We start from the raw sequence: 14,155 nt of genomic DNA, 5'->3' as shown, positions 1-14,155 counted from the left end.
CCAAAATCGCCAGGACGTTAAATGCGAAAAATGCTGTCCACAAGCTTGATTACCCGCGGACAGCATTATCAAATCAACAGTTGCGTATTGCTTAATATTGCAGGCCGAGCGTGACGCTGAACACATTGTCTTCGTACGAACGGATCGAAGCCGACCCGCGCGACGACAACTTGTTGTACTGGTACGCAGCTCGGAGATTCAGGTTACGCGAAAACAGATAGTTGGCGCCGAGGCTGATACCGTGGATGCTGTCCTTGCGGTCTTCGCCCTTGTACTTGTCTTCCGTGAAGTTGGTTCCGGCGAACAGGCGCAGGTCGCGCAGCAGCTCGTGATCGACCTGCAGGCCGGTGCCGCTTTGCAGATAACCCGAAGCCAGCTGGTCCGGCGTTTCCTGAACCGAGGTATTGGCGTTGAACGACACGGTCGTCAACTCGGTCGGGAAATACTGGATGTTGGCGTTGAACGCCGTACCGGTAATCGGCTTGTAGATACCGTTCTTGTAGGTCTGCTTCAGCGAGCCGACCGAGAAGTCGCCACGGACCAGGTTGGTCAGGTCGAAGCTGGCGCCGATGCCGACCATGTAACCGTGCGAGTCGTGGGTGTCGCTGACGCGATACTTGCGGTCGTTGCCGACATAGGTCAGGTAGATCGAAGTGTCCGGGCTGACGGCGTAATCGGCGCGCGTCGTCCAGTTCCACCAGTGATAGTCGCGAACGTCTTGGTCGATCATCGTGCCGTCATTGGCGCGTACATCGAAGTAGTTGAAGTTGGCGTAGTCGGCGCCCAGGGTCACCAGCAGACGATTGCCTTCGAGGTGAAGGTTCGAGTTGAACTGGTTGACGTCGAACTTGATCGGCTTGGCCGGATCCTTGGCGAAGCTGCTGGTCAGCGAGTTCGGGCTGTAGCGCGGCTCGAAGCTCTGGCTGAAGTCGTAGCCCGCCGAGGCGAACGAATGACCATGAATGTCGAGACGGCCGCCGACGCCCACGTCCCAGAAGAAGGTGTTTTCTTCCGAGTGGCTGGCGAACGAATTATACTGCGTATTGATCTTGGCCGTGACGGCGTGGCGGCTCCAGTCGGAGGAAACGCTGATCGCCGGCGCGACGCTGTAGATCATGTCATGCGTCTTGCCCTGGCTGGTATAGTAGATGTTGTCGTTGGCTTCCGCGCCGATCCCCAGGGTGGGCGACACGTTAAAAGCACCGACCCGCAGTCCGAGCGGCTCATAACCCGCGGGGATGCGTTCCGTAACCGCAACGTTCCGGTCACGGGCAAAATTGGACGTGCTTTGAGCCGAGGCCTGACCGGCCGTCAGAAAAACCGGAACGGCTGCCGTAGCAACCAACAGCGCAGATTTAGATAACATAAGAAAACCCCCATTACGCGCAAAAACCCGCGCGAAGGAAATGGTGCGTTAAAAATAAGATACTAAAGGGTGTACCGGCGCCGAAGCGCCGGTACGGAACGCAAAATATCAGCTGCCGCTGACGTAGCCGGTACCGGCCACGGACGGCGACGGCGGGGTCGGCGTACCAACGCCGCCCGTGCCACCACCGGCACCCGTGGTAACACCAGGTCCGTTCTTGTCGAGCAGCGAAGCCAGCTGCGCCTGAACGACGCCGAAGGCCGCGGCAACGTCAGCCGAGATGCCCGGCGTGTTACCGCCGCGAACCAGAGCCGCCGAGATATCGGCGCCGCTGTTGCCTTGCGAGACGGCTTGCTCGACCGACGATTCAATTGCCGCGACGATAGCCGCACGCAATTCATCGCCCGACTTGCCGCCCGACTTGGCCGAAGCTTCAGCCGCCTTGGCAGCCGCCACGAATTGATCAGCAAGCGCGTTCGCGGTTGCTTCGTTAACCGTCTTGGCCGCCCAGGCAACCGTCGACGTCATCGGCGCGATGGCGAGCAAGGCTGCCCCGCACACGAGAACAAATTTCTTCATAACCACACCTCCACATAAAACCCTGAATTCAAAAATGCATACATCGACAGATGTTTCAAGCAATAACAACGCATTTATATCGCACCCGCACAAAAATTGGTATTTCCATGCGGAGTTGATGCTTAAAAGTAACGCTCACCAATACGGACGGTATCGCCCGGTTCGACCGTTTGGGTCGAAGTCAACGGCACCTGAATTTCCTTGGTGGCGTTAACATGTTTAATATACACCTTTTTCTGGTCGGCGCGATAGGTAAAACCTTGTGCCAAAGCGACTGCCTTGACCACGGTCATACCGGAGTCATAGGCATACTCCCCTGGCGTCTTGACTTCGCCCAGAATATAGAACGGACGATAACTGGTAAACTGGACCTGGACCTTGGGATCCTTGAGGTAACCTTGACGGTATTTCGTCTCCAGGGTCGCCTGGACTTCGCTGGCGCTCATACCCATCACGTAGACGTCGCCGATCAGGGGCGCTGCGATCTTACCTTCGCCAGTAACCGTAAAGGCACCACCAAGATCAGGCTCGCCGAAAACGGCAATGCTGAGCTTGTCGCCGGCCGACAGACGGTAAGTATAGATCGCATTGTTCGAAGACCCGGCACCGGCCTCGGGCACGGCCGGCGCGGCGGCTACCGCGGGCTGCGGCGGCGCAGCCGTCGGCAACGGCACCGTCGGGACCTGTGCCATTGCGGCCGACTGCCAGCTAAGCACCAGGGCTGCGGAAACGCCCAGGACAAACGCACCAAATACCGCCTTCTTCATTTCGTCCGACCTCTTCAAAGTCCGTGTTGTCGTCAATATTCACGCGTCAAATTCACTTAACGCTCAATTTACAATAAATTTCGTGGGCCGCCAACGGGTTAGCCGCCGATCAGACCCGCACGTCCATCACAAAACGTGACTCGCCCTTGAACCGCATCGCCGTCAGCGTGCCGGTCGCATAGGCGCCCGTATCCAGGCCGACGCGCCAGCGGTCGTTCGCCGGCGCCTCGGCCGGCGTATGGCCGTGGACGACGACATAGTCGCAGGCTCTCTTAGCCTGCAGAAACGCCCCGCGAATCCACAGGAAGTCCTCAGCCCCTTGCGCCTCCAGCGGCACGTCGGGACGGACGCCGGCATGGACGAAGAAATAGTCGCCGTCGCGATAGGTCAGCCGCATGCGCCTGAGCAGGTCGACATGGGCAGGCGGAATGGCGGCCACCAGTTCTTCACGCACCTGCTCCCAGGCCTCCGGATCGGTCCGCATGGCCGGTGTCTGGACGCCGTACGAGGCAAGCGTTGCGCCGGCACCGTATTCGACCCAGGCCGGGCCGCAGGAAGAATCCGACAGGAAGTTGAGGAGCGTTTCCTCGTGATTGCCAAGCAGGACGACAACATCGCACCAGTCGGCCTGTTCCAGGCGAAGAATGCGGTCCAGGACCTCGGCCGACGCGGCGCCCCGGTCGACATAGTCGCCCAGCAGAACGATCACCGGACGTTCGCCCTGAAGCGCGCTGTCCGCCTCGATCCGCTCGATCATCCGCGCGAACAGGTCGTCGCGGCCATGAATATCGCCGATAGCATAGGTCAGCCGGCCAATCGTCGATGGCCGGACGCTTTCAGAGGGTTTCAGAAAGGACTTCAATGCAGCAAGCATCACGGGTCAATCAAAAGCTTCAAATATTTTGGCACAATATTCTGTTGCACTGCACATAACAAGCGAGATTCGTGCCAGACGATACATGTCCCGAAATTGCCACCCCTAACGGGCGGAATTGCGGCGCATCTCGAAGTCGTGCAACTGGTCTTCCGTCTGACGCCTCAGCATCAGCGCCCCCAGGCCCAGGCGGGCATCCGGATCGGTCGTCATGGCCAGGAGCTTGCGCAGGTAAGCCCGGCCCGCGCCCCGCGTCGAATAGGTCAGGATCTCGTTGCGGGCCGAAACCTGGATGTCGCGCGGCATGGCGCCCCAGTTCGTATAGACGTAGGCCAGCCGCCACTCATGGGCATTGGGGGACAGGGCGCCCACCGCGTAGGACGTCCTGATCGCGTTGACCGTACGCGTCGAAAGATAGCCGTCGGCCACGTGATAGGCATGGGCCAGCAGAAGCCAGTTTTCGGGCCGCGCCGGCGCCACCTGGGTGGCCCGCAGGGCCCAGCCGATCGCGTCGGCGGGCTTTTGCGCCGCCGCCGAGCGCACGTAAAAGGTTTCCGAAAACGGAAAGACCGCCGGCGCGGACAGGGGCGCCGCAAGCTGCCAGGCACCCAGCCCGCAGGCCACGGCGACGGCAAGCGAAACGGCGGCCAGGGTGACCCTGGCCGCCATTGCATGGGTGGAGGTTTCAGCCATTGTGGAGCGGTAGCACAGTCACCGCGCGTTGGCTACATAGACGGTCGCGGCGCGCATGGGCGGAGCGAAATTGGCCGTGGCCAGCGACACCCAGGTCAGGTCGTCGCCGGGACCCTGGCGGGCGACCCAGATGTAGCCGGCGCGGCGCCACGGACGGACATCATAGGCCAGGTTATCGAGGACGTAGTCGCCGGCGTCGGTCGTGACCACGAGGACGGCATGCTCCTCATCCAGACGCGTCCGGACAATGGCGATGCTGAGCGCACCGGCGGGAACCCCGTGCTCGATGAGCAGACGGCGCTTTTCGAGGGCGAAGTCCTCGCAGTCGCCGCGGACGCCGCGAACAAGGGCCGGGACATTCCAGTAATCGGCGATGCCATAGTTCTGCATGTCGGTCGCGGGGCGCATTATGCCGTTGACCTGGTCGTTGACAGCCCGCATCACGGCAAGCGTGTCAGTGTCCATCGTGATCCGGACATAGTCCTGGGCCTGGTCGGACATCTCCGCCGTCATGACGCGCGCGTCCCCGCCCAGCTGGGCGGCAACCGGGACGGCCTGTTCCGTCGAAGCCTTGGCGCCCCAGCTCAACATCGGGCGCATGTCGGACGACACGGCGGCGGGCGCCGGGCCGTCATTGCCGGCGACCTGCGTATTGTCGCCTTCTGGGCCGCCTTCCGGGCCGCCCTTCGGGCTGTCTGCCGGAACATTTAGATAGCCCCCGAGGCGATGAACGCCGCCGCTGACGAAACCGTTGACCAGCGAGGCGCGGTCGATCTGCGGCGCCGGGGCTGCCGCTGCCGCAACCGGCGCCTGGCCGGTGGCCGCGACCTGGAAATCGGGAACATTGGAATTGGGATCGCGGCCGGTCATGGCGATCTGATAGCGGGCGACCAGTCCGTCGCGCGCCAGCATGCGGATGCGCTGCGGATCGTATTGCGAGGAGTGCGAGCAATCCATCGGCGAGCGCGAGCACATTTCCAGGAAGCCCATCGGGGCCGCCGTGCGGCCGCCATAAGGCATGGCGTCCGACCGGAGGTTGTTCGACAGGGCTACGCGGCGCGGCGCCGGATCGGAGTTTTCGTAGGCCGGCGAACGGCCATAGTCCGCAACCCGCGCCGGAGCGGCGCCGGGACCTTCCAGCGATGCCGTCGAGTTGACCGTGGAGCAGGCACCGAGACCGAGCAGGGATGCAAGCACACCCATCTTCGCAAGCGTCGGAACCAGAGCGGCACAATCGGAAGAGCGCATAGAATAAGCCTCACTTTCGAAGCTTACCCTCGCATAGATATTTGAATTAACGTCTAAGGATCATGATTAAATCTTCAACTATGATCACAGTTAATTCACGTTTACTATAAGATATTGTGGTTAAATTCAAATTAACGTGTTCACAATTCGGTAAAAATAAAGCCGCCGTGAATATAACGGCGGCTTTAAACACGAATATATTTGGAAAAATCAGTAAGATCCGCGTTGCATCAGCACCGCCGGGACCGTCATGAAGAGGATATAGAGGTACAGGCTGACGCTCTTGCGGCGCGAGAACAGACGGTCCATGGCCACGCGGCGGGTATAGGACACATCGTTACGGCCGGCGACCTGCCACAGACCCGTCAGGCCCGGACGAACCGAGGCGTACTGGCGGAAGGATTTGCCGTACTTGCGGATCTCGGTGCGGACGATCGGACGCGGGCCGACCAGGCTCATATCGCCCTTGAGCACGTTCCACAGCTGCGGAAACTCGTCGATGCTGGTCTTGCGCAGCAGCAGGCCGAAGGCCGTGATGCGCGGATCGTTCTTCAGCTTGTGGTCCTGCGCCCATTCGGCGCGGGCCTGGGCATCCGTCTCGAGCAGGCGCTGCAAACGCGCCTCGGCGTCGACCAGCATGCTGCGGAACTTGAAGCACTTGAATTCCTGGCCATGGCAGCCGATGCGCGTATGGCCGAAGAAAATCGGGCCGTTGTCCTGAAGCTTGACCGCGACGGCGACGACGGCGAGAACCGGGAAGAAGAAAATCAACACCGCAAGGCTGATGAAGATGTCCAGAAGGCGGATGATACGCTCGGACACGGTCGCCTGCGGCACAGCCGTTTCGTGGCGGACAGTCTGCACGGAAATACCCTGCGCGTCCGTCACCTTGTCGGCCTTAAGCACTCCTGCATCGACATGAAGCATCACAATCCCCAATCAAATAAATATCGCAATATCCGCTGCAGCCCTCACGTGCGCAGCAAAACAAATATCAAAAAGTACAAGCCAGCCAATTCAACCGCGCGACGAAAATCGACCGTCGCCAAGAAGCATTAAGTTCGCCGCCAAAACTCCGCGGCTACGGACTTTTGTGAAGTATAGAGGCGGGCAACCCGGATCTTGCGATCTGCCAGCCCCTTTGACGCAACATGGTTACTGTCTTAGCAGCCTGAACGCTATACGTCACCACAATTTTGCCGGCAGAGCGGCAGACGCCCGGCTGTTGCCCAGCCGGGCGTCCTTTACTTAGAACTGGATGTCGATCGTCGCACGGCGGTTGCGCGGTTCGCGCACCCCGTCGGCGGTCGGCACGGCCAGGTCGGTTTCACCCTTCCAGCTGACCGAAACGTCGGCGTTCGCGACACCGTCGGCCACCAGGGCCTTGGCGGTCGAGCTGGCGCGGCGTTGCGACAGCTTGATGTTGTACGCGGCCGAACCCGAGGTGTCGGTATAGCCGACGACCGTGACCTTGTGCGAGTTGTTGCTCAGGGCATAGTCGGCAGCCGACTTGACCACGGCCTTGGCTTCCGGCGTCAGCGCATAGCGGTCGAAGCGGAAGTAGACGGTGAATTGACGGGCTTCGGCGGCCGGAGCGGCGGCCGGGGCCGGAGCGGCCTCGACAGGCGGCTGCGGCGCCGGGGCCGGTTGCGGCGCCGGAGCGGGCGGCGGCGTGTAGGGCTGCGGCGCGGGGGCCGGAGCCGGCTTGGCGCCCAGCGAATACCGCAGGCCGACCAGCAGGACCTGGTCGTTGAAGTCGCCCTGGAACGCGCCCGGGGTGTAGTCGGCGTTCGCGTTGCCCGACAGCGGGGCGACGCTCGAATTGTACTTCACCTTGCCGGCATAGGTCAGCTGGTAGCCGAGATCGAGGCTCAGGCGCTCGGACAGCTGCGCCGAAACACCGATCAGGAACTGCGCCGCCGGAACGACCTTGCTGCCCTTCAGGCTGATGCTTTCCGAAACCTGGGCCAGGCGGCCGTCGACCTTGCCGTTGACATAGTCGAGGCCGACGCCGGCGCCGATGTACGGATGCAGCGAGTATTCCGGATAGAAGTCGTAGATCGCGTTGACGAACAGGGTCGTCTGGTCGATCTTGCCGCTGGGCGAGGTGCAGACGGTCGCCGAGACCGTACCGCAGATCGCGTCGTCCTTCAGGCCGTGGCCGAAGTCGCGCTTTTCCGGGCCGTGGGCCGCGTTGATGTCACCGGGGCGATAAGCGCCTTCCAGCTCCACGCGGAAATGGTCGTTGTAACGCCAGCCGAGGCGGGCGAAGCCGGCCAGGGTGTCCTTGGTGGACAGGTCGTAGATATATTTCTGACCGGTGCTGCCGATCGCATTGTCCGACTTCACTTCCTGGTCGGACTTCCAGTTATAACCGATGCCGCCGGCCACATAGAGGCCCGGCGCCTGCTCGGCAACGGCCTGAGAGGCCGCCAGGGCGCCAGCCAGCGCTCCAACCATCACAACAATCGACTTCATGAATTACCCCAGCTCAATGTCAAAAAAAAACGGCATCGCCCGGCTGTTTCGAATGCCAATAATCCGCAGGCTATACGAAACATCGCAGGTGCGATATAGCGAAATTACAACACCAGCCCAAAAGCGATTAACTTTCAGGTTCTTAAGCGTATGTGCAATGCAAAATCAATGCCATACGCCGAACAGGCGAATAAAATAGTGTGCCTTGACGGCCTCACCTGTGCCGCCGCCCGTATATGGCAGCCTGGACAAAAGGTCTACAGTATAGCCGTTCACAGGTCAAAGCTGAGTTGCGGTTCGTCTTCCACTTCGTGCCCGCCGGGAAAGGACGAGACCGTGACGCCAAGCAGCCGAATCCCTTTCTGTACAGGGAAAACACTGTCCAGAAGCGCGAAACTCTGATCGCGCAGTTCCGCGAGACTTGCCGGACCCTTGCGTCCTGTATGCGAACGCGTGACCTGGTGGAAATCGCTGTACTTGACCTTGACCGTAACGGTGCGGCCCTGCAACCCGTGGGCGTCGCAATGCCGCCACACCTTGTCGATCAGAGGCAACAACCCGTCCCGCGCCGTCCCGATTTCGGACAGGTCGTCGAAGAATGTCGTCTCGGCGCCGACAGACTTGCGTTCCCGGTCTGGCCGCACACGGCGCGGATCGACGGCGCGCGAAATCCAGTAGTACCATTCGCCGGACGAGCCGAAATGCTGAGACAGGAAGATCAGTGATTTCGCGCGCAGGTCGGCGCCCGTCTCGATCCCCAGCTTGCGCATTCGCTCGGCCGTCGCCGGCCCGACCCCGTGGAACTTGCGCACCGGCAGGCTTTCGATAAAGGCCGGGCCGATCCTGGGCGTCACCACAAACTGGCCGTTGGGCTTGTTGTAATCCGAGGCCAGCTTGGCCAGGAACTTGTTGTACGACACGCCGGCCGAGGCCGTCAGCCCGGTCGCTTCAAGGATACGCTGGCGGATTTCCAGCGCGATTTCGGTCGCCGACGTCATGCCCTTCAGGTTCTCGGTGACGTCGAGATAGGCTTCGTCGAGCGACAGCGGCTCGACCAGCGGCGTGTAGTCGAGGAAGATATCGCGGATCTGGCGCGACACGGCCTTGTAGACCTCGAAGCGCGGCTTGACGAAGACAAGCTCCGGGCATTTGCGCCGCGCCGTCACCGACGCCATGGCCGAATGGACGCCGTATTTGCGCGCCTCGTACGAAGCCGCCGCCACCACGCCGCGCTCTCGCGCGCCGCCGACCGCCACGGGCTTGCCCCGCAGGTCCGGATTGTCGCGCTGCTCGACGGACGCGTAGAAGGCGTCCATATCGATATGGATCACCTTTCGCACCGGTGCATCGGGAGGTGTCGGCGCCTCGGACATGGCCTTGATCTTCAACTGACTCGCGTCAGTTTATGTCATCAAGAACAAACTGTGAACCGATTTTATTCCGGCGCCGGAACCCGTTCCAGCCAGACCTCGCGCCAGAACAGCGGATTGGCGCGCGGGCAGCTCTTGGCGCAGGCGCCCTTGCAATAGGTGCTCTTCAACGAAACGGTGCGCTCAAGACGGACCATTTCACCCGTCTCTTCATGGACCATGCGTTCCACCACCCGGTCGACCTGCCGGACCTGGCCGATCAGCCGCTCCATCTCAGGCTCGAAACTCAGGCCGAGATTGCGCCCCTTGCCGTTGAGCGTGGCGCGGATGGTGGCTGCGTCGCGCACCCTCACCCACTCGCCCGGTTGCAGGTTGAGGTCGCCCTTGGACTTTGACCCCTTGGGGCCGACGATCTGGCCCAGTTCCGGCAGCTTCATGACGGCCCGGGCCTTGTTGACCAGCGCCCGCCATACGATCGTGCCGAAGGCCTGGGGCTTCAGTTCGCCGCTTTTCAGCTCGCTCAGCAGCGCGCCCAGGTGCGTCTTCGAAAGGGCATGGCTGGCCCGCGCCAGTTCGGTCGACTGGCAGGTGTAACGCCCGTCGATGCCGCGCGTGGCGAGGTGCAGCAGGGTCTGGCGCGCCGCCGCCTCGGCGCGCGGCGTCGGCGTCAGGGCCGGACCGTCCGGCGCCAGCCAGGCTTCCTTCCAGAACATCAGGCAATCGCGCTGGCAGTTGTCGTGAGCCCGTCCGTCGCAGCGGAACTGGTCGAGAAAGACGACATCCTTCATGCCGCGCAGGCCGTGGCCTTCGACACAGGTGCGGTCGGCGCGCCGGAAGACGCGGGCGGTCTGGCCGATATGCGCCACCATTTCCGGCATGAAGGGCAGACCGTCGAGCGTGCCGTCCATGTCGAGCGAAGCCAGGATTTCGACGGCGGAGCGCACGCGCACCCCGTCACCAGTGTAGAAATGCGCCTCCGCGGCCGGCGGGGCCGGCCGCGTGAACATCGCGCGCGCCTTGTGCGCCAGACGCTTTAGGCGCCAGACCGCTCCGGTATCGACGGCCAGGCTGCGGCCGTTCATCGAGCGGCGGTGCAGGTCGGCGTCCAGACGATGGACAGCCGCGTCGGCATAGAAACGCGAAACCTCGGTGTGCGCCGCCAGCCAGTCCGGCAGGAAACGGTCGGCCAGGATGCGCACATCATTGATGATGCGGCTGATACCCGTGCCAGAGGCCGGACACGAGGTCCGGCGCGCATCGCCGATCAGCACCACGCCTTCGAGGTCCGGCACATCCGCCGTATAGAGGTCGGTGGCGCGCAGCTCGACCTCGCCCGCGACCGTCGCGCCGCCAAGACGCCCCTTCAGGCCCGGCATAACCGCCAGAAGCGCCGCCAGGGGATCGCGGCGGAACCGCAGGACGCGCTCACTCTTGATGGCGTCGTAAAGGAACAGGTTGGCGCGCAGGGCGTCCGACGGGTCACCCGCCATGCGGAACAGGCTGACGAAACCCGCACCGTCGCCAGGCTTTTCGCCACGATGGATCAGGCTGTCGAAGCCGAAGCCGTCCGGCCCGGGCAAAAGCGTAAAACCGATGCACACCGAATGATCGGGCGACAGGACCTGGCGCCTGACACCGAGGTCCTTGAGCAGGCGCTCACCCGGCCCGGTCGCCAGCACGCACAGGCGCGACGTCACCGTGCCGAAGCCGGCCACCGTCAGGGTCTGCGACGCATGATCACGGGCAACGGCCGTCACCTTGCCCCTGACCAGGCGCACACCGTCGCCCCAGTGCTCGCGCAAGGCGTTGACCATCTGGTCATAGCGCAGGCCCCGGTGCGTCATGGCGTCGGCGTTTCGCCCGAACAGGGGCGCGAATGCATCCGCCACACCCAGGGCCACCAGGCCGTCGACCTGGGCCAGCGAGAACTTTTCACAGCGGAAGTCCTGCGGATGGATGTCGTGCGGATCGACCACGACCGGCGACAGTCCGCGCCGCGCCAGGACCAGGGCCATCAGCGCGCCGGCAAAACCGCCGCCGACGATCACGACATCGCAGGTCAGGGCTTCACGCGTGCCGGTCGGAGCCCGGTGCGGTTCGCGGATATAGGAGAGATCGTCCAAGGCTGTAGAATCCCGAAATGGCTATACCGTTTAAAAAATGGACACACTGCCGTGCGCGGTATCGGGATGTTCAAGAATGGTGCCAGTTCCGGCCTGTTTTCAGGATAAAAAGCGCTTGCACAGAAAGGTTGAAAACGCCTCGCCGGCCAGTCGTGTCCGTTCGGACAAGCCGTAGCGGGGACGAAACAGGCCGATCGTGCGGCGCGGGGTAAATCCGGCCAGGGGGACGCCGGCAATATCGTCCGCCGAGTAGCTGTCCGGCATGACGGTGATGCCGACCCCGGCCCCGACCATGCTGAGCGCGCGTTCGTCCTGCGGCGTGCGATAGACCAGCGGTGGCCGCACATTGCGGTCGGTGAAGTGCCTCGAGGTTTCCGACAGGACTTCGCAGCGCGTGCGCACGATCATGTTTTCGTTGGCCAGGGCCTCGCCGTCGATCACCGCTTGCCCCGACAAGGGATGATTGCGCGGCAGGACCAGGCGATAGCCCTCTTCGAACAGCGGCATGGCCGTGTCGTCAGCGACGCGGCGGATCGACAGCGCATAATCGATGCCCCGTTCGTCGAGCCGGTTGAGCAGCTCCTGCTCGGTGCCGTCATAAAGATCGAAGCGAACGTCCGCATGATCCACGAGAAAATCGCGCAGCCAGCCGGCGACCAGCGACGCCGGAATGGTTTGCAGGACGCCCAGGCGGATGACCGCATCCGTTTCGGTTTCGGCCAGTTCCGCCGTGGCCATATTGACCTCGTGCAGGATCGCCTTGGCGCGCGGCAGGAAACGCGATCCGGCCGCCGTCAGAAAGACGCGCTTGTTGTTGCGGACGAACAGGCCGACGCCCATCTGCTCTTCGAGGCGGCGGATGCCGGCGGACAGGGTCGGCTGGGTAATCAGACAGGCCTGTGCCGCCTTGGTGAAGCTGCCGGTTTCGACCACCGCCAGGAAATAACGCAACAGATAGAGCTCCATGATACATAGATATCATCTATTCATTTCATCGGCATTATTGATTTTAACAATGCAATGAAAGGGCGTACCTTGCGGGAAGCATGACCCGCCTCACCTCCGAACTCGACCCCGCCGACCCCGATTTCGCCGCCAACGCCGCCCGGATGCGCGGCCTGGTCGATGACTTGCGTGCCCTGTCCGCAGACATAGCCCGCGGCGGTTCCGACGCGGCGCGCGACAAACATCTGGCGCGCGGAAAGCTGTTGCCGCGCGACCGTATCGCCGGGCTGATCGACCCAGGCTCGCCATTTCTGGAACTGTCGCCGCTGGCAGCGCACAAGGTTTACGACGACGAGGTCCCCGCCGCCGGCATCGTCACCGGCATCGGCCGTATCAGCGGCACCGAATGCGTCGTGGTGTGCAACGACGCGACGGTGAAAGGCGGGACCTACTATCCTCTGACCGTCAAGAAGCACCTGCGCGCCCAGGAAATCGCCCAGCAGAACAACCTGCCGTGCGTCTATCTGGTCGACTCGGGCGGCGCCAACCTGCCCAACCAGGACGAAGTCTTCCCGGACAAGGACGATTTCGGGCGCATCTTCTTCAACCAGGCGCAGATGTCGGCGCGCGGCATTCCCCAGATCGCCGTCGTCATGGGCAGCTGCACAGCCGGCGGCGCCTACGTCCCGGCCATGTCCGATGAAAGCATCATCGTGCGCAACCAGGGCACCATCTTTCTGGGCGGCCCCCCGCTGGTCAAGGCGGCGACCGGCGAAGAGGTCTCGGCCGAGGACCTGGGCGGGGGCAACGTCCACGCGCGCATCTCCGGCGTCGCCGACCACCTGGCGGCCAACGACGCCGACGCGCTTCTGATCGCACGGCGTATCGTCGGCAATCTCAATCGCAGCAAGACTGTGCCGCTCAAGGTTCGCGAGGCCGTCGAGCCGGCTTATGCGCCTGATGAACTGTATGGCGTTATCCCGGCCGACACGCGCACGCCCTATGACGTGCGCGAAGTCATCGCCCGGCTGGTCGACGGCTCGGAATTCGACGAGTTCAAAAAGCTGTTCGGCGAGACCCTGGTGTGCGGCTTCGCCCATCTTTACGGCTATCCGGTCGGCATCGTCGCCAATAACGGCGTGCTGTTTTCGGACAGCGCGCTGAAAGGTGCACACTTTGTCGAGCTGTGCGCCCAACGCGGTGTTCCGCTGGTCTTCCTGCAAAACATCACCGGCTTCATGGTCGGGCGGAAGTATGAAAACGAAGGCATTGCCCGCCACGGCGCCAAGATGGTCACCGCCGTCGCCTGCGCCAATGTGCCGAAATTCACCGTCATCATCGGCGGGTCGTACGGCGCCGGCAATTACGGCATGTGCGGCCGGGCCTTTGACCCGCGCTTCCTGTGGATGTGGCCCAATGCGCGCATCTCGGTCATGGGTGGCGAACAGGCAGCCAATGTGCTGGCGACCGTCAAGCGCGACGGCATCGAAGCCAGGGGCGGCGCCTGGCCGGCCGCCGAGGAAGAGGCCTTCAAGGCCCCGATCCGCGACACCTACGAAGCGCAGGGCCACCCTTACTATGCCTCGGCGCGGCTGTGGGACGACGGCGTCATCGATCCCGCCGACACGCGCCGGGTCCTGGGCCTCGGATTGTCCGCCGCACTGAACGCCCCAATAGAGCCGACGCGCTTCGGCGTCTTCCGGATGTAAGCC

Annotated in this window: 12 protein-coding genes; 1 reads left to right on the top strand and 11 read right to left on the bottom strand. The window is 62.8% G+C overall.

Annotated elements, in window-relative coordinates; all coding sequences use genetic code 11:
* Nucleotides 1–91: 91 nt before the first annotated feature.
* The 11 genes from AB8717_RS00540 to AB8717_RS00490 form a co-directional block, all read right to left on the bottom strand.
* Entirely contained in the window at nucleotides 92–1,192 is a 1,101-nt protein-coding gene (locus tag AB8717_RS00540; protein WP_443749075.1) for an outer membrane beta-barrel protein, read from the bottom strand.
* Between the two features lie 282 nt (nucleotides 1,193–1,474).
* Complete coding sequence (locus tag AB8717_RS00535) at nucleotides 1,475–1,945, bottom strand: hypothetical protein (protein ID WP_443749074.1); 471 nt, start codon at nucleotides 1,943–1,945, stop codon at nucleotides 1,475–1,477.
* Between the two features lie 122 nt (nucleotides 1,946–2,067).
* Entirely contained in the window at nucleotides 2,068–2,712 is a 645-nt protein-coding gene (locus tag AB8717_RS00530; RefSeq protein ID WP_443749073.1) for a polysaccharide biosynthesis/export family protein, read from the bottom strand.
* A 109-nt stretch (nucleotides 2,713–2,821) separates the two neighbouring features.
* Nucleotides 2,822–3,586 carry a metallophosphoesterase family protein gene (locus AB8717_RS00525; protein WP_443749072.1) on the bottom strand — a complete coding sequence of 255 codons (765 nt, stop codon included), beginning with the start codon at nucleotides 3,584–3,586 and terminating at the stop codon, nucleotides 2,822–2,824.
* 105 nt (nucleotides 3,587–3,691) lie between these two features.
* Nucleotides 3,692–4,279 (bottom strand): hypothetical protein, encoded by a 588-nt coding sequence (locus AB8717_RS00520; RefSeq protein WP_443749071.1) that lies wholly within the window; start codon nucleotides 4,277–4,279, stop codon nucleotides 3,692–3,694.
* 18 nt (nucleotides 4,280–4,297) lie between these two features.
* Nucleotides 4,298–5,476 carry a transglutaminase-like cysteine peptidase gene (locus AB8717_RS00515; RefSeq protein ID WP_443749070.1) on the bottom strand — a complete coding sequence of 393 codons (1,179 nt, stop codon included), beginning with the start codon at nucleotides 5,474–5,476 and terminating at the stop codon, nucleotides 4,298–4,300.
* 261 nt (nucleotides 5,477–5,737) lie between these two features.
* Entirely contained in the window at nucleotides 5,738–6,454 is a 717-nt protein-coding gene (locus tag AB8717_RS00510; protein WP_443749069.1) for a sugar transferase, read from the bottom strand.
* 321 nt (nucleotides 6,455–6,775) lie between these two features.
* Nucleotides 6,776–8,005 (bottom strand): OmpA family protein, encoded by a 1,230-nt coding sequence (locus tag AB8717_RS00505; RefSeq protein ID WP_443749068.1) that lies wholly within the window; start codon nucleotides 8,003–8,005, stop codon nucleotides 6,776–6,778.
* Nucleotides 8,006–8,277: 272 nt separating this feature from the next.
* A complete protein-coding gene (dinB, locus tag AB8717_RS00500) occupies nucleotides 8,278–9,378 on the bottom strand; it encodes a DNA polymerase IV (RefSeq protein WP_443749067.1) in 1,101 nt (366 codons plus the stop codon).
* Between the two features lie 62 nt (nucleotides 9,379–9,440).
* Entirely contained in the window at nucleotides 9,441–11,498 is a 2,058-nt protein-coding gene (locus tag AB8717_RS00495; protein ID WP_443749066.1) for an FAD-dependent monooxygenase, read from the bottom strand.
* Nucleotides 11,499–11,597: 99 nt separating this feature from the next.
* Complete coding sequence (locus AB8717_RS00490; RefSeq protein WP_443749065.1) at nucleotides 11,598–12,464, bottom strand: LysR family transcriptional regulator; 867 nt, start codon at nucleotides 12,462–12,464, stop codon at nucleotides 11,598–11,600.
* A gap of 80 nt (nucleotides 12,465–12,544) precedes the next feature.
* On the opposite strand from AB8717_RS00490, the gene AB8717_RS00485 reads away from it, so the two are divergent.
* Nucleotides 12,545–14,152: a carboxyl transferase domain-containing protein gene (locus AB8717_RS00485; RefSeq protein ID WP_443749064.1), complete on the top strand. Its 1,608-nt coding sequence runs from the start codon at nucleotides 12,545–12,547 to the stop codon at nucleotides 14,150–14,152.
* Nucleotides 14,153–14,155 lie beyond the last annotated feature (3 nt).

The sequence above is a fragment of the Asticcacaulis solisilvae genome, assembly GCF_052327315.1.
GTDB classification, from domain to species: Bacteria; Pseudomonadota; Alphaproteobacteria; order Caulobacterales; family Caulobacteraceae; genus Asticcacaulis; species Asticcacaulis solisilvae_B.
Note: the sequence above shows the minus strand (reverse complement) of the source record. Positions and strands in the feature narration are given on the sequence as shown.